Origin of the sequence: Lutibacter sp. B1 (assembly GCF_012524075.1) — a bacterium.
Classification (GTDB): Bacteria; Bacteroidota; Bacteroidia; order Flavobacteriales; family Flavobacteriaceae; genus Lutibacter.
Map to the genome: position 1 here is coordinate 146140 of NZ_JAAZUI010000003.1, position 26608 is coordinate 172747.

The following is a 26608-nucleotide window of genomic DNA, read 5'->3' on the forward strand; positions in this document are numbered from 1 at the left end:
GTTGTTAGTCAAGTTTTTTAAAAAGAACACAAGCATTGTGTCCTCCAAAGCCAAATGTGTTGCTCATAGCAACATTTACATTACGTTTTTGTGCTTTGTTAAACGTAAAGTTTAATTTACTGTCAATTTGATCATCATCGGTAAAATGATTTATTGTAGGAGGTACTATTCCATTTTTAATTGCTAGTATTGAAGCAATAGCTTCTACAGCTCCTGCAGCACCTAATAAGTGACCCGTCATTGACTTGGTTGAATTAATGTTTAGTTTGTAAGCATGATCTCCAAAAACATCAACAATTGCTTTTGATTCGGCAATATCACCCAAAGGAGTAGCTGTACCATGCATATTAATAGCATCAACATCTTCAGGTTTTAAACCGGCATCTTTTAAGCAGTTTATCATTACACTTTTAGCTCCTAAACCATCAGGATGTGGAGCGGTAATATGGAATGCATCGGCAGATAAACCTCCACCGCTTATTTCAGCGTAAATTTTGGCTCCTCGTGCTTTTGCGTATTCATATTCTTCTAGTATAAGTGTTCCCGAACCTTCTCCCAAAACAAAACCTTCTCTGTCTTTATCAAAAGGGCGAGAAGCAGTTGCAGGGTCATCATTTCTTGTAGAAAGTGCTTGTAAGGAGTTAAAACCTCCCATACCTGCCATTGTAACAGCAGCTTCGGAACCTCCTGATATCATAACATCAGCATATCCTAATCGAATGTAATTTAATGCGTCAATTAGTGCGTTTGCTGAAGATGCGCAAGCTGAAACAGTAGCGAAGTTTGGACCTCTAAATCCATATTTGATTGAGATTTGGCCTGGTGCAATATCTGCAATCATTTTTGGAATAAAGAAAGGGTTAAATCTTGGTGTACCATCACCGGAAGCAAAATTCAAAACCTCATTTTGAAAGGTTTCTAAGCCACCAATACCGGCACCCCAAATAACACCAACTCTATCTTTATCAATTTTTTCTAAATCTAATTTTGAATCGATAATAGCTTCATCAGTAGATACCATAGCATACTGAGTAAATCTATCCATCTTTCGAGCTTCTTTTCTGTCAATATATTGAGTGACATCAAAGTTTTTCAGTTCACAGGCAAAACGAGTTTTGAACTTGGTTGCATCAAAATATGTAATTGGAGCTGCCCCGCTAACACCGTTAATGAGGCCGTTCCAATATTGCTCGATATTATTACCTATTGGCGTTAATGCACCAAGTCCAGTTATAACAACTCGTTTGATCTCCATATAAAAATTACTTTTTTGCTTCTTCTATATAGCTAATTGCTTGACCTACAGTACCGATGTTTTCAGCTTGATCATCTGGGATTTGAATATCAAATTCTTTTTCAAATTCCATGATTAATTCAACAGTATCAAGTGAGTCTGCTCCTAAGTCGTTAGTGAAGCTTGCTTCTGTTGTTACTTCATTTTCGTCAACGCCTAACTTATCTACGATAATGGCTTTTACTCTTGATGCAATGTCTGACATAATTCTTTAATTTTAAATTTAATTACTGGGCAAAAATATAAAACTTTATTTAAAACAAAATCGTTTAATTGATAAAAGATGAATTCTAATACTTAAAATTATACAAAGTTTTTTTATTTAGCCAGTAAAAGTTGTTAATAATTTATTTTATTTGCTAAACAACATTATAGATATGAAACGTATAATTATACTTGCTTCTGGTTCTGGCACAAATGCCGAAAACATTATAAAGTATTTTAATAATCACAAATCGATTTCTGTTGTTCAGGTGCTTTCTAACAAGAAAGATGCCAAAGTATTGGATAGGGCTAAAAGGTTAAAAGTGAGTAATTTAAGTTTTGATAAAAATGCTTTTGTTAATTCAAATGAAGTGTTGGATATTTTAAAAAATAATGCCGATTATATTATTTTAGCCGGGTTTTTATGGAAAATACCAGCGAAAATTATAGAAGCTTTTCCTAATAAAATTATTAATATTCACCCTGCTTTATTGCCAAAATATGGAGGAAAAGGTATGTATGGTGTGCATGTGCATAACGAAGTTGTAAAAAATAAAGAAAAAGAAAGCGGTATAACAATACACTATGTTAATGAAAATTATGACGAAGGAGCAATTATTTTTCAGAAAAGTGTAAAAATTATACCTGAAGATACTCCTAATGATGTTGCAAATAAAGTTCATAAATTAGAATATGAATATTTTCCTAAAATTATTGAAAAAGTTATTTTAGAGAATGACAAAAACTAGTGAGGTACATATTTTTACTGATGGTGCTTGTAGTGGAAACCCAGGTCCCGGAGGTTATGGTATTGTAATGGAGTGGGTTGGTAAACCTTATAAAAAAGAGTTTTCAGAAGGGTTTAAAAGAACTACAAATAACAGGATGGAATTGTTAGCGGTTATTGTTGCGCTAGAAAAAATGAAAACATCTGATGTAAAAATTACTATTTTTTCCGATTCCAAATATGTTGTTGATGCAGTGGAGAAAAAGTGGTTGTTAGGGTGGCAAAAAAAACAATTCAAAGATGTTAAAAATCCTGACTTATGGAAAAGATTCCTGAAAGTCTACAATCCTAAAAATACAGTTTTTAAATGGGTAAAAGGGCATAATAATCATCAGCAGAATGAACGTTGTGACTTTTTGGCTGTTGAAGCAGCTAAAAAAGAGAATTTAAAAGATGATGTAGGTTACGGTAATAATGGAGAAAAATTACTCTTTTAATAAGACAAATTCTTGTAAGGTATTTATTAGATTTTCTATTCCTTTAGGTAAGTTATTGTGCTCAAATTCAAAATTATAATCGGCTTCATTAAGTTTTAGTTTGAAATTTGCAGGAATTGCTTTGTCTACGGCAACATTTTCTGCTGAAAGATTGTTTTTCAATTTGGAAAAATCAATTTCTGAAATTATTTTTTGTAGCTCTGCAAGCTTTTTATTAGTTAAAACTTTTTTTGAGATATTGTTATTTTCAGAAATTTCTAATGTGTTTTCTTTTAAATTTATGGTTAAATGATAACCTCTTGTTTGTGCAACATAGCTTAATTCAGTTTTTGTACTATTTTCCTGGCTTTTACATGAAATAGAAATGATGAATACTATTAAAATTGTACTATAAAGTTTCATTTAAAGTGTTTTAGATATTTAAAGATATTAAAAAAAGGAGCAATTTGCTCCTTTTTTTGATTTTAGAGATATGATGTGTTTAATTTATAAAGCTTTCTCTTGCTCCTCCAGAAGCGAATAGAGCTCTCATTCTATCATTTTGACCAATTGTGAACATATACATACAATCGTCATAAACATAGTCCATGTAGTTCATAGTCATGTCGTTTGTTTTACATTTCACAGTTGGATAAGTTGGGCAACCATAGTTTGCACTATCTGATGTTGGGGTGTCATCAACAAAATCATCTTGACGGCATCTACCATCACCCCATATGTGACGTAAATTTAACCAGTGACCAATCTCATGAGTTGCAGTTCTACCGTGTCCGTATACACCACCAGCCGCATTTTTACCAAAATAATCAGAACCAATAACAACACCATCGGTAACTAAAGTTCCTCCCGGGAACTGTGCATAACCTAATATTCCACCACCTATTTCACAAACCCAAAGGTTTAAATAAGTTGTTGGGTCAGTAGCGTCAATTCCTCCTTCGCTTGAGTATTTCATAGCGTCGCTTGTTCCCCAAGTAGTTTTTGTAGATGTTTTTCTGTTAACTCCTGCAAGTGTAAAAGTAATATCAGCATTGGCAACTAAATCAGCAAATTCTGCAGGAACACTACTTGTATTAGAATTGTTATTGTTAAAATCTTCATTTAAAATAGCTATTTGAGAATCAATATGTGCTTGTGTTACCGGGTGAGCAGCGTCTTCAAGAATATTTACAATAACAGGAATAGTAATAGTACCTGTATATACAGGATCTGTAGTTGGGTCAGGAGTTGTTCCTCCACCTCCGGGAGTTCCGCTAGGTTTTTTTGCAGAAATAAAAGTTCTGGTATGTTTTTCAATGGCAAACATTCTATTTTCCAACCCGGGATTTTCTTTTAGTTGTCTGTTCAAAACTTTCATACTGTAACATTTATCATTTTTAGCTCCTTCTGATGCTTTTGAAGATAGGTCATCATAAGTATACACATAAAAATCGCTCATGTCTATGTTTACAGCTTCTTGATTTGGAATTACTTCATCAGAATTATTCTGACATGCCACTACTGTTAATGCCACAGCAGCAAAAGTAAAAATTAGTTTTTTCATAAATTGTTTAAATAAATTTTGGTTAATAATTGGGGTTAAATCTTTTTACTAAGCCCGCCGAATTTATTAAAAAAAAGTTAAAAAGCAATTAATTGTGTAAAAAAAAAGAAAAAACATTGTAATATGTAAACTATATAAATGTTTTTATTATTCTTTTCTCAGTTGATATTTTTCTATTATGAAAGCATCATTTTTGCTTTAAGTAAAGCTTCGTACAATAAGTCAATTTCTTCAAATGTATTGTAGAATGAAAAAGAGGCTCTAACTGTACCCGGAATTTTATAAAAATCCATGATAGGTTGGGCGCAGTGATGACCGGTTCTAACGGCAATACCCAGTTTGTCTATTATTGAACCAATGTCGTATGGATGAATGTTGCCAATATTGAATGAAAGAACAGATGTTTTTTCTTTAGCAGTTCCGTATATCCTTAAGCCTTCAATTTGCAACAGTTTTTTTGTGGCGTAGTTTAATAATTCTGTTTCGTAGGCAGAGATATTGTCAAATCCTAAATTGTTTAAATAATCAATGGCGGTTCCAAAAGCAATAACTCCTGCTATGTTTGGTGTGCCTGCTTCAAATTTATGAGGTAAATCGGCATACGTTGTTTTTTCAAAAGTTACTTGCTTAATCATTTCACCACCACCTTGGTAAGGAGGTAATTTATTTAACCATTCCTCTTTTCCGTATAAAATTCCAACTCCTGTTGGTCCACATAGTTTATGTGCAGATGCTACATAAAAGTCTACATTTAATTCCTGAACATCAGGTTTAATATGTGGACAAGCCTGCGCACCATCAATTAAAACAGCAGCATTAACTGCATGAGCTTTGTCTATAATTTGTTTGATAGGATTGATAGTTCCTAAAGCGTTGGAAACATGATTTACAAAAACCAATTTAGTTTTGTTCGAAAGTATTTTGTTGTACGCATCCATCAATAATTCCCCTTCATCATTCATAGGAATTACTTTTAAAATAGCTCCGGTTCGTTCACATAGCATTTGCCAAGGAACAATATTAGAATGGTGTTCCATTGCCGAAACAATAATTTCATCATCCTTTTGTAATAAGGAAGTAAAACCTGTTGCAACAATATTTATACTGTGAGTAGTACCTGCGGTTAAAATGATTTCATAGTTCTTTTTTGCATTAAAATGATGTTGCAATTTTATGCGAGCTTGTTCGTACGCATCAGTAGCTTTTTGACTAAGAGTGTGAACACCTCTATGAATATTTGCATTTAAAGTTGAGTAATAGTTAACAATACTGTCAATAACAACCTGAGGTTTTTGGCTTGTTGCAGCATTATCTAAATACACTAATGGTTTTCCGTTTACGGTTTGTGTAAGTATTGGAAAATCGGCACGAACTTTATTGATATCTATCATTTTCACTTTTTAGAATGATTCTAAATACAAAGTTACAAAACTACAAAATTGATATTGTTTCTTGTAAAAATCTTTTTAATTTATCTTTTTATAACTCCACACTGCCAGTCCGTTCATAATAACAGCATATCCAAGGGTTTTTATAAATTGTGGAAAAATATCAGAAAAACTGGCTCCTTTTAACATTACCATACGCATAACTTGTACAAAGTATTTAATGGGATTAAATTCAGTAATGTATTGAGCCCAAGTTGGCATACTTTCAACAGGAGTAAAGAGTCCGCTCATTAATAAGAAAACAACCATAAAAAACCACGCAATAAACATGGCTTGTTGTTGAGTATCCGTAAAATTTGAAATAAACAATCCTATTCCTAAAATTACTAAAAGATACACCGAAGTATAAAAATACATTAACCCTAAACTGCCCACTATTGGAATGTTAAAAATCAATTTTGCAATAATCAAACCTATAGTTAGTAACACCAATCCAATCATCCAAAAAGGGAAAAGTTTTCCGATAATAAATTGATATTTTTTTATAGGTGTAACGTTTATTTGCTCTAATGTTCCAATTTCCTTTTCACGAACAATATTCATTCCTGATAAAAAAAGCGTAATAAGTGTAACCAATAAAACCAAAATACCGGGAACCATGTAGGTTTTGTAATTTAAAGTTTCGTTATACCAAAAAGAAGTAATGGTTGTTATATTTTTAGGCATATTTATTACATCTGAAGGTTGCATTAACTCAACTCTTGCATTTTTATTGAAGTTTTGTACAATTTCAGTTATATACACATTTTCTACTCCGGCGGCCGATCCGTTTATGGCGTCAATTGTAACGCCTAAATCTGTTTTTTTATGTTTTAACAGAGTCTTTTCAAAATATTTTGGAATTTCTAAAATTACATCAACATCTCCATTAAGCATGGCAGAATTTGCTTCTTTTGTTGATGGAAATCTGGCAACTAAATTAAAATACTTGGAAGCATCAAACTTATCAACTAATGCTCTTGAGAACGAAGTATTATCGGAATCAATATATGAAAATTTAATGTTTTTAATTTCAAATGTTGCTGCATTAGAAAGTATAATTAACTGAATTAAAGGCACGGCAAAAATGATTGGAAGCATTCCTTTATTTCTAAAGATTTGCTTGAATTCTTTTTGAATTATGTATCCTATTATTTTCATTATTCTAATCTTATTTTATACTTTTTAATACTCAGCATAATAAAAAATAGTGTCATACCAATTAAAATCAACGTTTCTTTCCATAAGTAGGATATACCAACACCTTTTAACATAATTCCCTTTAAAATAATAACAAACCATTTAGCCGGGATAATATTGGTTATTGCTTGTAAAATCCAAGGCATACTTGAAATGGGGAAAATAAATCCTGATAAAATAATAGTTGGCAGCATTAAGGTTACCAAGGAAATCATCATAGCTTTTTGTTGATTTTCCGATACAGTTGAAATTAAAATTCCTAATGAAAGCGATGTAATAATAAATAAAATGTTTTCAGCAACTAAAAAAAGTAAGCTCCCTTCAATAGGCATTTCAAAAACCAAAATACTCAATAAAACAATTACAGTTGCATTAAAAATAGATAGAAGAATATATGGAACAACCTTCCCTATAATTACCTGAAAAGGTTTTAATGGTGAAACCAATAACACTTCCATAGTTCCAAATTCTTTTTCACGACTGATGGAAATTGATGTCATCATTGCAGAAACTAACATTAAAATAATGGTCATAACACCTGGAACAAACATAAAAACGCTTTTGAGCTCAGGATTGAAAATCATTTTGGTGTTTGGATTTATTTGATAAGCTAAATGAATGTTTTTATTAATTTGTTGTTGGTAATTTCGCAAAATTGAATTTATATAATTACTTATGGTATTTGCTGTATTTGGATCGCTGGCATCTGTAATTATTTGAATGGAGGCATTGTTTTCTTTAGTTAATTTTTTACTAAAATCTTTTTCAAAAATTAAAACGGCTTTAATTTTTCCTTTTTTAAATGAACGTTCAATTTCAGTTTCATTAGCAATGTATTCTTTTATGCTGAAGTATTTTGAAGAAGCTATTTTATTGATAATTTCTTGAGTAGTTACATCTTTTGAATGGTCTAAAATAGCAATATCAACATTATTAATTTCGTTGGTAATGGCAAAACCAAATAAAATTATTTGAACTATAGGCATACCTAAAAGAATAAACAATGAGCGTTTATCTCTTATTATATGATAAAATTCCTTTTTTATAAAGCCTATAAATCGTTTCATTAGCCCTCTCTAACTCTCCCAAAGGGAGAGGTTTTTTTTATTAGTTACAGATTACTTTTGTTTTCCAAAATTTTGCCATGGCATTTCATTTTTTTCTTCATGATTAATTTTCAGTATGAGTTCCGTTCCCTTTGGGAAGGGTTAGGGATGGACTTCTTGCCAGTTTTAAAAACACATCATTCATATTGGTTGCGTTATATTTTTCTTTTAGTTTTTTAGGCGTGTCTAACGCTTCAATTTTGCCGTTTACCATTATAGAAACTCTATTGCAATATTCTGCTTCATCCATATAGTGTGTGGTAACAAAAATGGTTGTTCCGGTATTGGCAGTTTGGTATATCATTTCCCAAAACTGACGTCGGGTAATTGGGTCAACACCACCGGTTGGTTCATCTAAAAAAACTATTTTAGGATTGTGTAATAATGCAACGGAGAATGCTATTTTTTGTTTCCAGCCTAAAGGCAAAGAGCCTACTAATTTATTGGCAACTTCTTGTAATGCTAAATCATTTATCAGTTGTGTTGTTTTTTCTTTTATTTGATTTTTTTTTAAACCGTAAATTCCTCCAAAAAAAGTGATATTCTCTTTTACTGTTAAATCATCATACAGAGCAAATTTCTGGCTCATATAGCCAATATTTCTTTTAATATTGTCTCTGTTTTTATAAACATCGAAACCTGCAACTATAGCTTCGCCAGATGTTGGCATAGAAATCCCGATTAACATTTTCATTGCGGTGGTTTTTCCTGCACCGTTTGCACCTAAAAACCCAAAAATTTCACCTTTTTTTACTTCAAAAGAAATAGCATCAACAGCAGTAAAATCACCAAATTTTTTGGTAAGAGATTGAACTTGTATTACGTTTTGGCTTTCCATCTAAAGTTATTTGGTTAATTCCATAAAAACATCTTCTATGGTAGGTATTGTATTATTAATTTCTACATCTTTTAAGTTTTTACTTTGCAAGAAATCATATAATTCTTGTGAATTAAAAAGATCTCTTTTATCGGTATAATGTACATTTTCACCAAAAGGATATACGCTGTAATTATGCTCATATTCATTCAAACATTCTATAAGATTGTGCATGTTTTCTGCTGAAATGTTATAGATATTTTTAGGATAATGATTGATAATTTCTTGAGGCGTGTCTATTTGCATTATTTTGCCATGTTGAATCAAAGCAATTCTATCGCACAATTCAGCTTCATCCATATAAGGTGTAGAGACCAAAATAGTGATGCCTTTTTGTTGAAGACGTTTTAGCATTTCCCAAAATTCTTTACGAGAAACCGGATCAACGCCCGTTGTGGGTTCGTCTAAAAACAACACTTTTGGTTTGTGAATTAAAGCGCATGATAATGCCAGTTTTTGCTTCATTCCACCCGATAATTTTCCGGCTCTACGTTTTTTAAAAGGTTCAATTTGAATGTATATTTCTTTAATTAAATCGTAATTTTCTTCAATAGTAGTTCCAAAAATGGTAGCATAAAACTCTAAATTTTCTTCAACCGTTAAATCTTGATATAATGAAAACCTGCCGGGCATATAACCCACATTTTTTCTGATGTTTTTATAATCTTCAACAACATCAAAACCTGCAACAGTAGCATTTCCTTTATCAGCAAAAAGAAGTGTGGTTAAAATTCGGAAAAGAGTCGATTTTCCTGCACCATCAGGACCAATCAATCCAAATAATTCTCCTTCTTTTACGTCAAAAGAAATATTTTTTAATGCAGTCACATTTTTAAATGATTTGCTGATATTTTGTGCTTTAATTCCCATTTTGTTCGATTGCAAATGAAGTTAAATTTCGTCATTCTGAACTTGGTTCAGAATCCCAATATATTGATTGCTAATTATTGTGAGAACCTGAAACAAGTTCAGGTTGACGATGTTCAAAAATTTTAATCTTCTCATTTTTTAAAATAATTTATTCTCCCTTTTCTTTGGAAAGGGGCGGGGATTGTACCCACATTTCGGCAGGCATTCCAATTTTAAGACTTCCGTCGTTTTTAACATCAACTTTTACGGCATATACCAAGTTTACACGTTCTTCTTTAGTTTGAATTATTTTAGGAGTAAATTCAGCTTCAGAAGCAATCCACGTAATTATTCCTTCGTAACTTTTCATGGCAGCACCCGAATCAATTTTAACAGTAACTTTTTCGCCAATTTTTATAGATGAAAGTTGTGTTTCGCTTATAAAAACTCGTAGTTGCATAGTGCTTAAATCTGCAATTTTATAAAGAGGTTTTCCAAACGATGTGATTTCATTGGGCTCGGCATATTTTACCAAAACAGTTCCGTTAATCGGATTTATAATGTTGCTTTTTTGAAGCTGATCTTCAATTTGATTTATTTGTACATCAATATTTTTTAATTCATTAATTGTTGGTGAATTTTGAATTTCTACACTTCTTATTTGTTGTTTAATTACATCAATTTCGCCATTAACATCATCTAACTGTTTTTGAGTTCCTGCGTTTTCTTTTATAAGGTTCTCAATTCTATTTTTTGAAATAGTAGCGGTTTTTAATTTGGCATTTAGCACACTTATTTGAGATAAAACACCTTTTGATTTAGATGATATTACATTTTTAGAAACTTCCAATTGTTCCTTTTTTAACGTAAGTGGAATAGTATCTATATATCCTACAAATTCTCCTTGTTTTAAGGTTTGCCCTTCTTCTACTGTAAACTGCATAAGTTTTCCGTTACTTTCCGATGAAACTGTAATTTCAGTAGCTTCAAAATTACCATAACCATCTGCTTTATCGCTGTTGCTTTTGCAAGAAAAAAAGAAGCCGGTTATCACAATTACTCCTGTTAGTATTTTTATAATTTTCATATGAATTTGTTTAAGTTTTTTTTTGATATTGGGTAATTTGTTTTGAGATAATGTTGCTCCTTATTTATACTTTCTACTTAAATAAGGAATATTTCCCCTTTGGGGTTAGGGGATTCCTTGTGTTAAATTATAGTTTGATTTTGCCAGTAACAGCTCAATTTTATGAGTACTTAAATTGTTTTCATCTTCATATAAATTGGTTAATTCAGTAATATATGCTGATGAGGTTATAACACCATTTTTTAATTGAGATTCGGCTGATTTTAAAATCTCTTTTCTCAACTCGATTATTGATTTATCAGATTCTATTAGTTCTGAAATTCTTAAAATATCAGTTTCTTGTTGTGTTAATTCAATAGTTGTATTTAATTTAAAAGCAGCGGTTTCAGTATCAATAATATCTTTATTAATCAATAATGATTCTCGTTGTTTTTTGTTTGCATTCCAGTCAAAAACATTCCAATTTAGTTTAATGCCTAAATGATAATAGGTTTGAAAAGAATTGTCTAGCATATTTAATCCGGGATTCCCGTAACCACCAGTTGCAAAACCCAATAGTTTTGGATTGTTTTGTTTTGAAATTAATTTTTCTGAAGTTTCCAAATAATCTTTTTGTAATTGAAACAATTCTAATTCAGGTCTTTTTATTTCGGTAGTTAAGTTGGTTAAAATAGTTGGAGTTTCTAATGTTGCTGATTTTGAAATTGGTTCTCCAATAAGGTTAGAAAGTGTTTCAATTAAATTGGTTTTGTTTAAATCAAGCTCAAAAAATTGCTGTGCTATTTTTAAAAGCTCAGCTTCTAAAACTTTGTCTGACGCAGGTAATAAAGCACCATATTTAATTCCGGCTTTAACTTCTTCTAATTTTGAGTTCAACTGATTTTTTTTAGCAGTTAGTAAGTTCTTTTTTTCTTGTATAAGCAATATGGAAAAATAGAGTTGATTTACACGTTTTTTTAATTGATATAAAGTTACTTCAACTTGTTTTTGTTGCGTTTTTAACTCGTCAGATTTTACGTGTGTAGAAGCATTTACCATACCGCCATCGTAAATTAACTGATTTACAGAAATTGTTGCTTTATACTGATCTTTATTGGGAGGTTCTATGCTAATATTGGGAATTTTAACAGGCATTTGCGTAATATCAGATTGGTAAGTTGCTTGAGCCGAAAAATCGAATTGAGGTAATTTTTCGGTTTTAATAACTTCTATATCCAATAAATTCTGTTTTTCGTATAACTGACTTTGCTTAGCCAAAGGATAGTTTTTTGTAACCAAATTATAACAATCCTTTAAATTCAAATTTTCTTGAGCTAACGAATTAAATGAGATAAGTATAAGTATAATTTTAGCTAAATTTCTCATTATTTTAAATTTTTATCGAATTAATTATAAAATCTGCCACTTCTGTTTTACGATCTTCCAACAGTTGATGATATTGTTTGTCATTTAATTTTAAAAACTCTTTTAATATAGGTTTAGACACAAAAGGGAAGATATTTAAAGCTAATACATTAATAAATAATTGTTCCGGTTTTATGGGTTTAATAATGCCTTCATTTATTTCTTTTTTTACCGTATTCTTAAAATTTTCAATATTGGGAAAATATTGATTTGTAATTAGTTTGGTTATAAATTCGGGATTTCTATTTAATTCTTGGATGATAAAATTAGGCAAAAAAGGGTGCTTAATTACAAATGAAATATAATTGTTTGTAAAATTTTTGATTTTGTCAAAAATAGAGGAGTCATCATTTAAAATCTTATTTATTTCAGGTGCTAATACGAAAAATAAGCTTTTAAATACAGCTTCAAAAAGTAATTGTTTACTCCTAAAATAGTAGTGAAGCAAAGCTTTATTTATACCGGCTTCATCTGCAATTTCCTGCATTCGAGCACCATCCATTCCTTTTTGTTGAAAAACACGCTTGGCGGCATTTAAAATTTCAGTTTCAGTAGTTACATCTTTTTCTTTAGCCATAATTTAACTATTTGGTTTAACCATTTGGTTAACAAATCTAAAATATTTTACGAAACTTTCAAAATAAGTATAAATTAAAAAATGTGCTCTGCAAATAAATGAAGAACAGATTGTTATAAATAAGAATACTAAATTTAGGCTATACCTTTTTCTTTTTTAATTTATTTAACCAAATAATTGTGCCGGTAATAGGTAAGCTGGTAGCTATTAAACACGCTAAAAAATAGATTGTTTTTGAAAATGTTCCAAATATAGAACCTGTATGCAATGGTTTTACAAGCGTTGCAATTTGTTCGTTTAAAGGTTTTTTACTAAAAATTTCCTTTTTTAGCATATTTCCATAAATGTCAACTGTTAATTTATCGGCAGTTTCAGGTGACCAACTTTTACTATTGTATTTTCTAAATTGGTACACTGCATTTTTAGCGGTTGGAAAAGTAACAGAAAGTTTACCATTATAATTTAACTCTTCGTTTGTTATTTTTATGGCTTCATTTAAAGAAATTTTGGAAATACTATCTTTTTTTACAATTTCAAAAGGAGCGTCTCTTTTACCAAATAAAGGACTTCCTAAAATTTTTCCCATACCTTCTCTATAACTGTCAAAAGACCAAGCAAGACCTGTTAAGCCCATAATCACAATAAAAATACAAGCATAAAAACCTAAAGTATTGTGTAGATCGTGGTTTATTCGTTTCCAGTTAGCATTGGTTTTAATTTTTAAGCCATGTTTAAAATTTTTCCATTTTAATTTTTTAGGAAACCACAAAATTATACCTGAAATGGCTAAGATTAAAAAGATGATGGTAGCAACACCTACTATGGGTCTGCCCACTTTTAAATCCAATAATAACCAACGATGTAATTTAAACATGGTAAGCATAAAATTATCAGCAGCAGTTGTTTTGGGTTTTACAATTTCTTGTGTGTAAGGATTCATTAAAAAAATAGAGCCTCTTCTTTCTTTAATGTCTTTTTTTACTTGAAATTCATAAGGTTGATTATTTTTACTTGGTATAGTTACGCCTGTTACAAATCCTTTTTCTGATGTTTTTAATGAAGTTACAAGTTTATCTATATCTATATCAATTTCTTTTGAAGGCTGTTCTACAGTAATTTTATCGCTAAAAAAATCTTTTATTTCATGTTCAAATGCTAAAACAGTTCCGCTTAAGCATACTAAAAATAGAATGATACCACTTGCTAAGCCTAGCCATAAATGAATATCATTAATAAAATTTCTTAAACTGTAATTAATTTTTTTAGCCATAACTGTTATTTTGTTAATGAAAGGTGCAGTTTTAAAAACTGCACCCAAATATAAAATAAATTATACGTATTCTTTTTAGAATGAATAGGATACAATTGCTGCAAATGTTCTTGGATCTGTTTGGTTTATAAAACTAGTTCTATAGGCGTTATAACCTATTTCATCAAATACATTATTTGCAGTAACTTTTAAATTCCAATTTTCATTAAACTTATAATTTGCTTGAATGTTAACAAGTGTATATTCATCTACATCAAACGGTTTTTGATTTGGTACAATTCCTTCATGAGTTACTGGTCCGGCTGACCAATCGTTTATTGGTCGCTTCCCTGTATAATAAGCACCGGCACCTAAAGATAATCCTTCTAAATTTCCTCTAAAATGATAATTACCATACACATTAAAAGTGTGTTTTGGTGTGTTTAATGGTGCTGAGCCATAAACGTAAGAAGTATGTTTTTTATATTGTGCATCAATGTATGAATATCCTGTAATAACTTCAAAGTTTTCTAATATTCTACCGGTTAATTCAACTTCAATACCTTGACGTTGATCATTACCACCTTTTTCATAAAACCCGGTAGCTACCCAGTTTTCATCATAAACAGGAAGATTAATATCTTTATTATTTATTTTAAATAAAGTAAGGTTAAAACGTAAGCGATTGTTTAACCAATTGGTTTTAACACCGGCTTCAAGTTGATCGTAGCGCTCATTACCTAGTTCTTTGCCATTTTCACTTAATCTTGAAGCTGTTCTTGGGTAAGAACTGTTTGTGTAAGAAGCAAATATATTTACATTTTCAATAGGTGTAAAAATAACTCCTGCTATTGGATTGAATGCATCACTTGTATTATTTTCTGTTGCATTTATGGTTTCTGTTGAACTGTAACGTAAACCTAAAAAGGTTTTAAACCAAGAGTTAAAAGTTATAACATCTTGAGCAACAAAACCAATTGATTTTGATTCTGCTCCACCCGTGCTTGCTGCTCCAAACTCAATAGTAGATGGTAATGTTATACTATTGTTTTTACTAAAAACATCAATTACATCTACGTTTCTGGCAGATTGACTAAAACTACTATATTTTGTTGTTCTGTAATCAAATCCTACCTGAAAAGTGTGTTTGAGAGATCCTGTTTCAATGTTATCTCCAATTAAATCAAATTGTATCACGCTGTTATCATCACTACGCGTAGAAATACCATAATTTCTATTTCTTAAATTATAAATAGGCTCATCGTCTTGTACTACAACGTTACCAAGACTTGCTCCTTTGTCATCTAAATCTAAAGCAGATTTATAATAAGCTCCTTTTAAAGTCAATTTATCACTTAATGCTCTGTCAAAACGAATTGCGTAGGTAGTGTTTTTAGTAATAGACCTGTCATTTTTGTAACCAATAAAAATATCATGTGGTAAATCGTAAATGGCATTTATATCATTTTCATCTAAATTTACGGTACCTAAGTCCGGAGTACGGCTATCGTCAAAATAGTCCATTTCAAAAGTAACTGTAGTTTTATCATCTATTTTCCATTGCAATGAAGGATTGATATAAAAGCGCTCTGATGAAATTCCTTTTCTATAATTATCACCTCTTTCCAAAGCACCATTTATTCTAAAAGCCAATGTTTCGTTATTGTTAAGTGGCCCATAAACATCAAAAGACGGACGAACTTGACCATAACTTCCAACTCTTAATGAGGCATTGCCTCCAAATTCATATTTAGGAGTTTTTGTAACAATATTAATTACACCACCCGGACTTCCTAAATCTGTAGCAACACCTTGTGTAATAGAAGCAGCTCCTTTTAATACTTGAATATTATCAACACCTTGCATATCGGTTAAAATTCCAACTCCTCTAAAATCAGAGTGTATTCGAACTCCGTTTTTTAGAATTGGAATTCCTCTAAAACCTCTTGACGACATACTTTCTCTTTTATTCCCATACGTAGCAAAGGTATATACACCGGGAACGTTTTTAGTTGCTTCAGAAATTGTTAAAGCACCTTGATCTTTTATAAGTTTATCTGAAATTACAGAGATACTTTGTATCTGTTCATAAGGTTCTAATGGTAAGCGAGTTAGTGTTTCGATTTTATCAGGATGTTTAAATCTGTTTCCAAAAACCTCTACTTGTTCTAATTCTGTATCATTTTCAAGGTTGAAATGAATATTAAAAGCTTCATTTTCTTTTAGAATAATTTGTTTACGTAAAGTTTTATAACCAACAGCACTAATTCTAATACTATGTGTTCCTATAGGAACTTTCGAAATTTGAAAAACACCATCTTCATTAGCAGAAGTGCCTTTATGTAAGTTTTCAATAATAATGTGTGCGAAAGGTACAGGATTATTTTGTTTATCTAAAACAGTACCGTTAATTTCTGATTGTTGTGAGTAAGCGGCTTGAAGGCTTAAAAATACAAGGAATAATAATTTTTTATACATATTGTTTTTATTTAGACTTATTATAAATAAGTGCAAATATATATTTAAAAATTGATTTATAAAAATTATTTAGAACGATTTTAAATAATATTTTACATTTTGTAAAAATGAAGTGTTGTAGTTATTACTTTATAAAGATTTATATAATAATTCATTAACTATACATACTATTGATTACTAAGTTAATTGGTTATATTTGTTAAAATAAAAAATGAATTTTAATGAAAAAATTAGCCTATTTTTTAATTCCTATACTGGTAATTGGCATAGCTGTTACTGTTTATAATAATTATCCTAAACTAGATATTGTTACAGGTTTTGCTGCTAAAAGTGTTTGTTCTTGCACATTTGAAGCAGGTAGAGATTTAAAATCTATAGAAGAAGGAGATAATGATGTAAATATGGTTGAAAAAGCAAAAAATACAATTAATAAAGATGAAAAATCGGTTACATCAACGTTTTTTGGATTAAAAAAACGGAAAGCTGTTTATAAAGAAGGTGTTGGGTGTGTGCTTATTTCAGATGAATCGCATATACAAAAACGTGATATTTTTAAGCCAAATAGATATATAGTTATCAACAATAAAATTCCTTATCCTTATGGTTCTAAGAAGCAAAAAGATACCATTTTTGAAAATATTGATTACGATAAATTGAAAATTGCAGTTGAAAACGCTTTTGATAAAGAAGGAGAAATTAAGAAAAGAACAAGAGCGGTTGTTGTAATTTATAATAATCAAATTATTGCCGAAAAATATGCTCCCGGTTTTACAAAAGATACTAAATTGTTAGGTTGGTCTATGACCAAAAGTATTGTTAGTGCCGTTATTGGTGTTCTTGAAAAACAAGGTAAAATAAATGTAAATCAAGCTAATTTATTTGCTGAATGGCAAAATGATGAGCGTTCTAAAATAACACTAAACAATTTATTACAAATGAATAGTGGTTTAGAGTGGGTTGAAGATTACAATAATATATCTGATGTTACCAAAATGCTGTTTTTGGATGAAGATATGACCAAAACGCAACTAAATAAACCATTGGTTGGCGAGCCAAATAACACATGGAATTATTCTTCGGGAACTACAAATTTATTATCGGGTTTTGTTCGTAATCAATTTAAAACACCTCAAGAATATTTGGATTTTTGGTATACAGAATTGATTGATAAAATAGGGATGAATTCTATGGTAATTGAAACCGATTTAAGCGGTAATTATATAGCTTCTTCTTACGGATGGGCAACTGCCCGTGATTGGGCTAAATTTGGTTTGTTGTATTTACATAAAGGCAATTGGAACGGTGAACAAATTTTAAACGAATCGTGGATTGACTATACGGTAACTCCTACAAATGGATCAAATGGAGCTTACGGAGCTCAATTTTGGTTAAATGCAGGAGGAGTTTATCCAAATGTGCCAAAAGATTTGTTTTCATGCAATGGCTACCAAGGGCAGCACGTGTTTGTAATTCCTTCAAAAAATATGGTTATTGTCAGGTTTGGTTTAACTGAGAATCCCGAGTTTGATTTTGATACTTTTTTAAGTGAAATAATTCAAAATATTCACTAAAAAGCAGGTATTAAATTTTTCATTTCAGTATAATACATGCATTCTAAATATGTTAAAAATATAAAGTTGCAAATAATTAACATAATTTAATTATTTGCAACTTTTATTGCATGTATTCATGTATTTTGAAATTTTAGACACCTTTTTCTATAAAATAATAAAGTTTTTTTATTAAATAATTAAGAAAAACATATTGTTAAATATGAATAGTAAAAATAAAATTAACCCATTTATTTATTAAAATGGGTAGTTTGTTAAGAAACTTAAAAATAGGATTATTGGGTTCTAAAATTTATATATTTTTGCGACCGATTTCAAAAAAATAACCGGTTAATACTCAAATGCAATAATTTAAATAATAGAGTGTTTAATCATTATTGAGGTCATTTTTGAAAAAAGTTTGAGCAAAATAGACAGAATGGAGAAGTATAATAATTTAGTAAATCTTTGTATCGAAAATTTATCGGATAAACTAAAATGTGAAGAATTTAAAAGTTGGTTTGAAAATTATCTGGATTTTTTCAAGCCTGATTTTATAACTATTTTAGATTTAAAAAATGAAAATAGAGTAATTTTTAATGAAAATTTTAATTTCAAATTTGCAGAAGGAAAAGAAGAAACTATTGAAGGCATTATAAGTTCGGTTGATGAAGATCAAAAAGAGAAGATGTATAAAATTGATAAAATAGTATATAAATTTGCGAAGAAGAACAGTTTTATTGATAGAAAATACTTGTTTCATATGTTATTTACAGCAAGTTTTGAAGGAGAATCTAAAACATATTTAAGAGATATTTACGTATTATCAAACGGGATTCTTTTAGTGTCACTAAAAAATGTATCTGTTTTAGCCGGAGTGCAAAAAAATATAAATGTAGATATTAAGCATTATAAAAATAATAAAGAAGTAATTGATAAAAATTTATTAAAGTTAAAGGAAGAAATAAATAAGGTTATAACTCCAAAAATTAATTTAACCAAAAGAGAGCGAGAAATATTAGAATTAATTGCTGCAGGAAAAACCAGTGAAGAAATAGCTGAAACTTTATCAATATCTGTTTTTACGGTAAATACACACAGGCAAAATATTATTAAAAAATTCAACGTTAAAAATACCGCAGCACTTATTCAATTGCTTTAGGTAAAATACTTAATTTTAAGTATGGTGTTTCAAAAAAAGAAGAATTAACTTAGGAGCAACACTTATTTACTGGCAATCTCTAAATGAAGCCCATAAAGACAAATAAAGTAAAAGAAAACTTTGCGGAGTATTAAAACACTAAACAAAGTCTTTTGTATATAAAAATATAAGTTACTTTTGTACAGTGTATTACATTTTTATCAAAAAAAGATACACGCTAATCAAATTATCATTCATGAAAAAAGAATACGTTATAAATTTTATTTCCAAAATAAAAAATATAAAAACTTTATTAATTATAGTTGTAATATATTTATTTAATACAAATATAACTACAGCACAATGTACAGATTGTACTGTAACAGGACCAACAAGTGGAGATGTTACTGTTCCTGCCAATTCGGTTATGTGTTTTACATCTGGAGCGAGTATCAATAATATTACTTTTGCCGACAACAGCAAAATTTGTATTGCATCAGGTGTTACTGTTTACATTAATATCAACACAAATTCTACAACAGGAAACAATATTGATATAGAAGTATATGGTACTTTACAGTTTAGTAATCCACCCGATTTTAAGGCTAATGTAGATATAACTGTTCATGAAGGTGGAGTTCTCAACTCAGGGAAAAATGGGAAATCTGATATTAAATTTAGTGGTACAGGTAGTAATACCCTATTAAATAATGGAGAATTTAATGTCAACGTTTTAACATTTTCAGGATCAACTCAAACCAATACAGTAGATAATTATGGTACTATGAATATTGGTAGCAATGTTAACCTTGAAAGTTCTACTACTCAATTTAGAAATGAAGGTGAATTATATATAGGTCAAAGTTTTAATAGTAACAGTTATAGTAGTTATGTTAATTGCGGTTATGTTAATACAGGAACTTCTTTTAATTTGCAAGGAAGCCTAGTTATTAATACAGGTACTTTTATTTCAAATGGAGGAGCGATAGACTTTAGTAATTCACTATCAAGATTTGAAAATTACGGTGAAGTAAGTGTGGGTAGTGTCAACTTAGGCGGAAATGGTAGTACTATATACAACCAAGGGTTATTTACATTATCAAGCAATTTTCAAAATGATGGTAATTTAACAGGACCAACGGATGATACTAAAAAAGGTTATTTTGTAGTGGGAGCTGCCGGAGCTATGAATAGCGGAACCATTGGCCCTAATCTCGATTTTAAAAATATAAGCGTTTCGCCAAATACTAATGCAGCAAGCGTATTTGGTAACAATGTGGGAAGCCTTACTTTTAAGACGAATGTAACATATGATTGCCAGGCAAAAGGTACTTGTTCCGCTCCACAAGTTACAACAGGTGTAAATTGCCCATTAATAGATGGTACATTGGTTACTTGTAATATAGAAGATGTTGGTCTTACCAATGTAACTTGTAGTAACAATGGAACAACAGGTTTGTCGTCCGATGATACGTTTACATTTACATTAAACCCAACAGGAACTAATCTTAGTCCAACATATTCCATAACGGGTGATATTGAACGTTCAAATATACCTTATGGTACACCGGTAAATTTTGGACCTTATGCTATTTTAGGAGGTACAATTAATATAACCATTACAGACGCGTATAATTTTTGCTCAACAGAATTATCAATTTCCCCACCGGGGACTTGTTCCGTTCCCGCATATACAACAGATACAGATGGCGATGGCATTACCGATGATATAGATTTAGATATTGATGGCGATGGAATTCCTAATTCTCAAGAGCTGAGCGATTGTGTATCTTCAGCCGACACATTTTTAGAAACATTTGGAGCAGGTTCAAATTTTGGTGCAGAAAGTCAAATTTTACCAGGTTCAACATCTTACTTATATCGATCAAATATTGATTCTAATAACAATTACTTGGAAGATGGACAATATACATTTGCAAATTCTCCACAGGCAACTCACTGGGATTGGCAGGATATGGAAGACCATACTGAAGGAGATGTAAATGGCTATATGATGGTGGTAAACGCAGCGTTTGAACCAGGCGAATTTTATAGGGTTGCGGTTGATGTTGAGCCAAATACTTATTATGAATTTTCAGCTTGGTTGGTTGTGGTGAATTCCCAAGAAACTGTTGATAGGTATTGTGGTGCCGATTTGGTTTTGGCTGATGCGAAATTTCAAGTGGAAAACAGTTCTGGGATAATTGGTTCTACTGTAACAGGTGAAATTCCTTTTTCAGATCCGGCTGAATGGGATAAATACCAATTTACATTTAAAACAGGAGCAACTGATACTTCCATAGATATAGTATTAATCAATAACGCTCCGGGTGGTTGTGGTAACGATTTGGCAATTGATGATATACAATTAACCCCTTTATGTGATACCGATGGCGATGGTGTATTAAATCATTATGATTTAGATGCCGATAACGATGGAATTCATGATCTTTTAGAAGCCGGTGGAACAGATGCTGATAACGATGGATTAACTGATAATTTTATCGACGTTAATCGCAATGGATTAAATGATGCCTATGATTATGAATGTACCGGTTTAATAACTACTACAGGATATGCAGTATCTTCTCCTTCAAACAGTGGAGCTTCCAATCCTACAAATGCGTTGGGAGAACCTGATAATACGCTTGCTGTTTTAGATAGAGGAAACGAATATGTTGTGCTGGAGTTGCAAAATATCGTTCCATCAGGAACAGTTATTACTTTAAGACATAATAGGACAAATGGAACAAGAGCTACAAGTGTAAGAGTAGAACAATCTTTAGATGGAAGTTCGTATTCAAATGCAAAAACATATAGCGCATCGTCAACCACATTTGTAAATAGTTCATACACCTTAGCAGCTAATGCTAAATATATTAAAATAACAAACACTGGAGGAGGATGGAATCCTGCGGATATTGGTATTGACGCATTAAGCTATTCTTATACTGTTGATCCTTGCGACGGTATAGTTGGAGTGCCTTTAACTATTCCTGATACTGATGCTGATGGGTTGCCTGATTATTTGGATTTAGACAGTGATGCTGATGGATGTAGCGATTCTAACGAAGCTTATGTTTTAGATTCTTCTGTAGTAGTAGGAAATGCCGATGGAAATATTGCAGGAACAGATGATATGTATTATGGTACATCACCAGTTTATGAAAATCCTGATGGTAGTGTTATGGGAGCTTCATACCCGGGAACAACTTCGGCAGTAACAGATAGTAGTGTTTATATAGCTTGTAGAGCCGATTTAGAGTTAACAAAAACAGTAGATAAAACTACACCAACTGTAGGAGAAACAATAATTTTTACTTTAACATTGGTAAATAATGGAGCAAGTGCTACTACTTTAGTTCAAGTAAAAGATCTTATGCCGGAAGGTTTAATGTATAATTCTGAAGGCACAGTTGTTCCATCAGGTACAACATATAATAGCACTACAGGAGTTTGGAATTTAGGAAATATAATTGTTAAAAGTGGAAATCAATATGTGTTAAAAATAGCAGCAGTTGTACAGCCAAATTGTGGAGACATTACAAACTTTGCAGAGGTAGTAAACAGTATTGTTATTGATTCTGATTCAACACCAAATAACAATCAATAAAAATAATAGTTTAAAAAAAGATTCCAAATTAAAAAGAATATTGAGAGTCAGTCAGCCCAAATAAGGATAAATTATCGTATAATTTAAAATATTAATTTTCGCTTTTTTGTTTCAATTTTAATTGATAAAGAGTTTTTTTCCTTGTCTTTTTAAGTAAAATTTTATATTTAAATGTTAAATTATTGACACTTAAGAAACTAAAGTAGCATATTAATTGTTGGAATTATTGTAACTTTGCAGACTAAAAAAACTAAAAAAAGTCAAAATACTTAAACATCAGTATAGGTTACTAATATTCTGTACTATAACTTTGTTGCATTACCCACAAATCGTATAGTTTAACTAAAGCACCCTCTATATTATTTATTAAAAATAAAATAATGTAGCAAAATAAAATAGAGTATAAATGTGTTTTAAGTGTTTTTTTTGTAATGTTGTAACGCCTTGTTTTGTAGGTGAATGTACTAAAGTTAAGTTATTTTAAAGACAATTTATTAAAATAAATAAGCTGTTTGTTTACCAAAACAAGAAACTAGTTAAAAGTTTAAAAAATAACCAAAAATAAAAGTTTCGATAGTCTATTTTTGCACAGCAAAAAAGTAATAAAAAAGAAATTAGAATAATAAAAATAAAAAAACTTATCAACATATAGTTAAGTTTTATAAATCAGTTAATTAAGCCCAATATGTATGAATAATTTTATTGAGTTTGTTTTTTGTTAATGGACATATCCAAGCTATTGATATTGATGGTAATGGCATTGATGATTTATGCTATAAAAAGCTACCTGTTGTTGAAGAAACCTGTCCGGAAAAAAATAATATCCCATTAAATGTTTCGCTTTTTTCAGATTGTAATTACACCAACTTAGAAATAATTAAAATAGATGGTAATTCTAATTATGTTGTAAGAGAAGAAATTACATTAATTATTGCAATATTAATACACCAATAACAATTGAAGGAAGATTTAAAAAAATATATAGAAGATGAAAAAACTTTTACTTCTAACACATAAAAGAAATATAAGCTTTAGAACATTCGTTCCGGATGTTTTAAAGTATTTCTTTTTTATAATATTTACTGTTGTATTTGCATTTACAGGGAAAGCACAAACCCCAGTTGAAGATGATGCTTCAGCGGTAACTATTACGGTAATAGATACAACACCTCCAACAGTAATAGCTCCTGGAGAAGTTTCTGTTGAAGGATGTGATACAAGCATTATTACAGCATCAAATGCAGGATTTGCTTATAGTGTAACTGAGATAACTATATCTGAAGCAGAATATGAAAATTATGTTGGTGCTAATACAGTATCAGATAATGGAGCAATTTCTTCAATTACATATAAAGATGAAATAACATCAACTTCTTCTTGTCCTATTATAGTAACAAGAACTTTTACTGTTATTGATACATGTGGTAATATAACTGTTGTAAACCAAATTATTACAGTCCAAGATAGTATAGCCCCTACGGCAACAAAACCTGATGATATAACTGGAATACAATGTATAAGTGATATTCCGGTGGTAGATGTAACTTTAGTAAATGATGAAGCGGATAACTGTACTACAAACCCTACAGTAGCTTTATTTTCTGAATCTAATAATAATGGTGTTGGATCTGTAGATAGTCCATATATTGTAACTAGAACTTATAGAGTTACAGATGAATGTGGAAATTATATTGATATTTCTCACACGATAACGGTATTAGATACTATTTTACCTATAGCTGTGAATGATAATTACACTACGAGTGAAGATGTTTCTATTAGTGGCGATGTTACATCAAATGATTTAGGATTATGTGATGAATTTACAGTAACGGACTACACGCAAGGTTCAAACGGAACCGTAGTGGTGAATGCAGATGGTACGTTTACGTATACCCCGAATGCGGACTATAATGGAGAAGACAGCTTTACCTATACGATAGAAGATGCCAATGGCGATACATCAACAGCGAGAGTAACGGTAACGGTAGTTCCAGTGAACGATTTACCGGTAGCGGAAGCAGACGCCTATACCACGGAAGAAGACACGGCTGTAAGCGGCAATGTATTGACGGATGGCACAGGGGATTACTTAGGCGATGCGCCAACGACAGTAACGGACTACACGCAAGGTTCAAACGGAACCGTAGTGGTGAATGCAGATGGTACGTTTACGTATACCCCGAATGCGGACTATAATGGAGAAGACAGCTTTACCTATACGATAGAAGATGCCAATGGCGATACATCAACAGCGAGAGTAACGGTAACGGTAGAACCTACAGTGGACATCATTGATGATGATGTTACTACTATTCAAGATTCACCAATCGATGTTGATATTTTTGTTAATGATAATGACATACCAACAGAAGGAATATTGACAGTAATAGACCCTATACATGGAATAGTAACGGTAGGTGACGGAGGTACATCGAATGATCCAAGCGATGATGTTGTTACTTACACACCGGATACGGATTACACAGGTGAAGATACTTTTGCCTATACGGTATGTGATGCAGTAGGTAATTGTGATACAGCAATTGTTAATATAACAGTTGTTCCTTATACAGATACGGATGGTGATGGTATTTCGGATATTTATGAAGATTTGAATGGTGACGGCAATTTATCAAATGATGATACAGATGGTGATGGGATACCAAATTATATGGATACTGATGATGATGGTGATGGTATACCAACAATTGATGAAGGAGCTGATCCTGATGGTAACTCAAACCCATCTGATGCGGTTGATACGGATAATGATGGTGTACCGGATTATTTAGATCCATTTGACGGTACATTAATAAATGTTGTTAACGACCAAATAGATATGTTGGAAAATTCATCAATAGTAATATCTATATTTGAGAATGATTTAAACATCCCAATGGAAGGAACAATTACTGTAACAAATCCGGTAAATGGAAATGTGGCTGTTAATAATAATGCTACTCCAAATGACCCAAGTGATGATGTGATTACGTATACGCCAAACACGAATTATGTTGGTGAAGATACTTTCGAGTATACAGTCTGTGATACAGCTGGTAATTGTGATACCGCAACGGTAGCTGTAACAATAATTCCGGAAATTAATTTGGAAGATGATTTATTTGAAATTGAATCGCTTGATCCTATTGAAGTTAATATATTTGATAATGATACTAATATTCCGATGGAAGGTACATTAAATGTAAGTAATCCTGAAAATGGAACTGTTAGTATAGATGATAATGGAACACCAAATAATCCAAGTGATGATGTAGTTACATATATACCGGGAAATAATTATGTAGATAGGGATATATTCACTTATACTGTTTGTGATAATAATGGTAATTGTCAAACAGCTACAGTTGAAATTGTAGGAGGTGTAGCACCTGATTGTTATTCCAACTTCCCAGGTCAAGAGAATAGTAATTATGAAGGGTATGGTTTTTCACCTAACGGCGATGATTATAATGATTACTTTGTAATTGAAGATTTGGAATTATGTTTTCCTGATTACAAAATAGAAATTTATAACAGATGGGGTAATATAGTATTTGATTATAAACATAATGGAGATTCAAGCAGTAAACCAATTTGGTGGGATGGTAGATCTAATGGAAGAATGACAATTAACAAAGGAGAAATTCTTCCTGCAGGTACATATTTCTATATAATTTATCCTAACAAAGATAATTATAAGCCTATATCAGGATATGTTTATTTAACTAAGTAATAAAATTATATGAGGAGTGGATTTTAAAAATCCACTCCTCTAAATAATC

At 30.9% G+C, this 26608-nt stretch carries 21 protein-coding genes; 7 read left to right on the forward strand and 14 right to left on the reverse strand.

The window, feature by feature from the left end; all coding sequences use genetic code 11:
* Positions 1-4: 4 nt before the first annotated feature.
* Both fabF and HGB55_RS02970 read right to left on the reverse strand, forming a co-directional pair.
* The gene (fabF, locus tag HGB55_RS02965) at positions 5-1255 is read right to left on the reverse strand and encodes a beta-ketoacyl-ACP synthase II (RefSeq protein ID WP_168814513.1); all 1251 of its coding nucleotides are present in this window, start codon (positions 1253-1255) and stop codon (positions 5-7) included.
* A gap of 7 nt (positions 1256-1262) precedes the next feature.
* Positions 1263-1499, reverse strand: coding sequence for an acyl carrier protein (locus HGB55_RS02970; protein ID WP_068209181.1), 237 nt, complete (start codon positions 1497-1499; stop codon positions 1263-1265).
* Positions 1500-1671: 172 nt separating this feature from the next.
* Here HGB55_RS02970 and purN point away from each other — a divergent pair, with 172 nt between their 5' ends.
* Positions 1672-2247 (forward strand): phosphoribosylglycinamide formyltransferase, encoded by a 576-nt coding sequence (gene purN / locus HGB55_RS02975; RefSeq protein ID WP_168814515.1) that lies wholly within the window; start codon positions 1672-1674, stop codon positions 2245-2247.
* The gene (rnhA, locus tag HGB55_RS02980; protein WP_168814517.1) at positions 2234-2722 is read left to right on the forward strand and encodes a ribonuclease HI; all 489 of its coding nucleotides are present in this window, start codon (positions 2234-2236) and stop codon (positions 2720-2722) included. The genes purN and rnhA overlap by 14 nt, the downstream gene beginning before the upstream one ends.
* On the opposite strand, the gene HGB55_RS02985 is transcribed toward rnhA, so the two are convergent.
* The 12 genes from HGB55_RS02985 to HGB55_RS03040 all read right to left on the reverse strand — a co-directional run bounded on the left by HGB55_RS02985 (position 2711) and on the right by HGB55_RS03040 (position 16519).
* On the reverse strand, positions 2711-3124 hold the full coding sequence (locus tag HGB55_RS02985; protein ID WP_168814519.1) for a hypothetical protein: 414 nt from the start codon (positions 3122-3124) through the stop codon (positions 2711-2713). The two genes, rnhA and HGB55_RS02985, sit on opposite strands and share 12 nt — an antisense overlap.
* A 79-nt stretch (positions 3125-3203) precedes the next feature.
* Entirely contained in the window at positions 3204-4265 is a 1062-nt protein-coding gene (locus HGB55_RS02990; RefSeq protein WP_168814521.1) for a zinc metalloprotease, read from the reverse strand.
* A 176-nt stretch (positions 4266-4441) separates the two neighbouring features.
* The gene (locus HGB55_RS02995) at positions 4442-5656 is read right to left on the reverse strand and encodes an aminotransferase class V-fold PLP-dependent enzyme (protein WP_168814523.1); all 1215 of its coding nucleotides are present in this window, start codon (positions 5654-5656) and stop codon (positions 4442-4444) included.
* Between the two features lie 75 nt (positions 5657-5731).
* Positions 5732-6853 (reverse strand): ABC transporter permease, encoded by a 1122-nt coding sequence (locus HGB55_RS03000; RefSeq protein WP_168814525.1) that lies wholly within the window; start codon positions 6851-6853, stop codon positions 5732-5734.
* A complete protein-coding gene (locus HGB55_RS03005; RefSeq protein ID WP_168814527.1) occupies positions 6853-7959 on the reverse strand; it encodes an ABC transporter permease in 1107 nt (368 codons plus the stop codon). Before HGB55_RS03005 ends, HGB55_RS03000 begins: the two co-directional genes overlap by 1 nt.
* Positions 7960-8062: 103 nt before the next feature.
* Complete coding sequence (locus tag HGB55_RS03010; RefSeq protein ID WP_168814529.1) at positions 8063-8836, reverse strand: ABC transporter ATP-binding protein; 774 nt, start codon at positions 8834-8836, stop codon at positions 8063-8065.
* Between the two features lie 6 nt (positions 8837-8842).
* Positions 8843-9745, reverse strand: a complete 903-nt coding sequence (locus HGB55_RS03015; RefSeq protein ID WP_168814531.1) for an ABC transporter ATP-binding protein — start codon at positions 9743-9745, stop codon at positions 8843-8845.
* 148 nt (positions 9746-9893) lie between these two features.
* Entirely contained in the window at positions 9894-10811 is a 918-nt protein-coding gene (locus HGB55_RS03020) for an HlyD family secretion protein (RefSeq protein ID WP_168814533.1), read from the reverse strand.
* Between the two features lie 105 nt (positions 10812-10916).
* Positions 10917-12176: a TolC family protein gene (locus HGB55_RS03025; protein ID WP_168814535.1), complete on the reverse strand. Its 1260-nt coding sequence runs from the start codon at positions 12174-12176 to the stop codon at positions 10917-10919.
* A gap of 4 nt (positions 12177-12180) precedes the next feature.
* Positions 12181-12792 carry a TetR/AcrR family transcriptional regulator gene (locus HGB55_RS03030; RefSeq protein WP_168814537.1) on the reverse strand — a complete coding sequence of 204 codons (612 nt, stop codon included), beginning with the start codon at positions 12790-12792 and terminating at the stop codon, positions 12181-12183.
* A gap of 139 nt (positions 12793-12931) precedes the next feature.
* A complete protein-coding gene (locus HGB55_RS03035) occupies positions 12932-14062 on the reverse strand; it encodes a PepSY domain-containing protein (RefSeq protein WP_168814539.1) in 1131 nt (376 codons plus the stop codon).
* A gap of 75 nt (positions 14063-14137) precedes the next feature.
* Positions 14138-16519 (reverse strand): TonB-dependent receptor, encoded by a 2382-nt coding sequence (locus HGB55_RS03040; RefSeq protein ID WP_168814541.1) that lies wholly within the window; start codon positions 16517-16519, stop codon positions 14138-14140.
* 221 nt (positions 16520-16740) lie between these two features.
* Here HGB55_RS03040 and HGB55_RS03045 point away from each other — a divergent pair, with 221 nt between their 5' ends.
* The 5 genes from HGB55_RS03045 to HGB55_RS03065 all read left to right on the forward strand — a co-directional run bounded on the left by HGB55_RS03045 (position 16741) and on the right by HGB55_RS03065 (position 26559).
* The gene (locus tag HGB55_RS03045; RefSeq protein WP_168814543.1) at positions 16741-18090 is read left to right on the forward strand and encodes a serine hydrolase; all 1350 of its coding nucleotides are present in this window, start codon (positions 16741-16743) and stop codon (positions 18088-18090) included.
* A 418-nt stretch (positions 18091-18508) separates the two neighbouring features.
* Positions 18509-19231 (forward strand): LuxR C-terminal-related transcriptional regulator, encoded by a 723-nt coding sequence (locus tag HGB55_RS03050; RefSeq protein WP_211047332.1) that lies wholly within the window; start codon positions 18509-18511, stop codon positions 19229-19231.
* A gap of 235 nt (positions 19232-19466) precedes the next feature.
* Positions 19467-22823 (forward strand): DUF11 domain-containing protein, encoded by a 3357-nt coding sequence (locus HGB55_RS03055; RefSeq protein ID WP_168814545.1) that lies wholly within the window; start codon positions 19467-19469, stop codon positions 22821-22823.
* A 702-nt stretch (positions 22824-23525) separates the two neighbouring features.
* Complete coding sequence (locus tag HGB55_RS03060) at positions 23526-23777, forward strand: hypothetical protein (RefSeq protein WP_168814547.1); 252 nt, start codon at positions 23526-23528, stop codon at positions 23775-23777.
* 34 nt (positions 23778-23811) lie between these two features.
* A complete protein-coding gene (locus tag HGB55_RS03065) occupies positions 23812-26559 on the forward strand; it encodes an Ig-like domain-containing protein (protein WP_168814549.1) in 2748 nt (915 codons plus the stop codon).
* Positions 26560-26608: the final 49 nt, after the last annotated feature.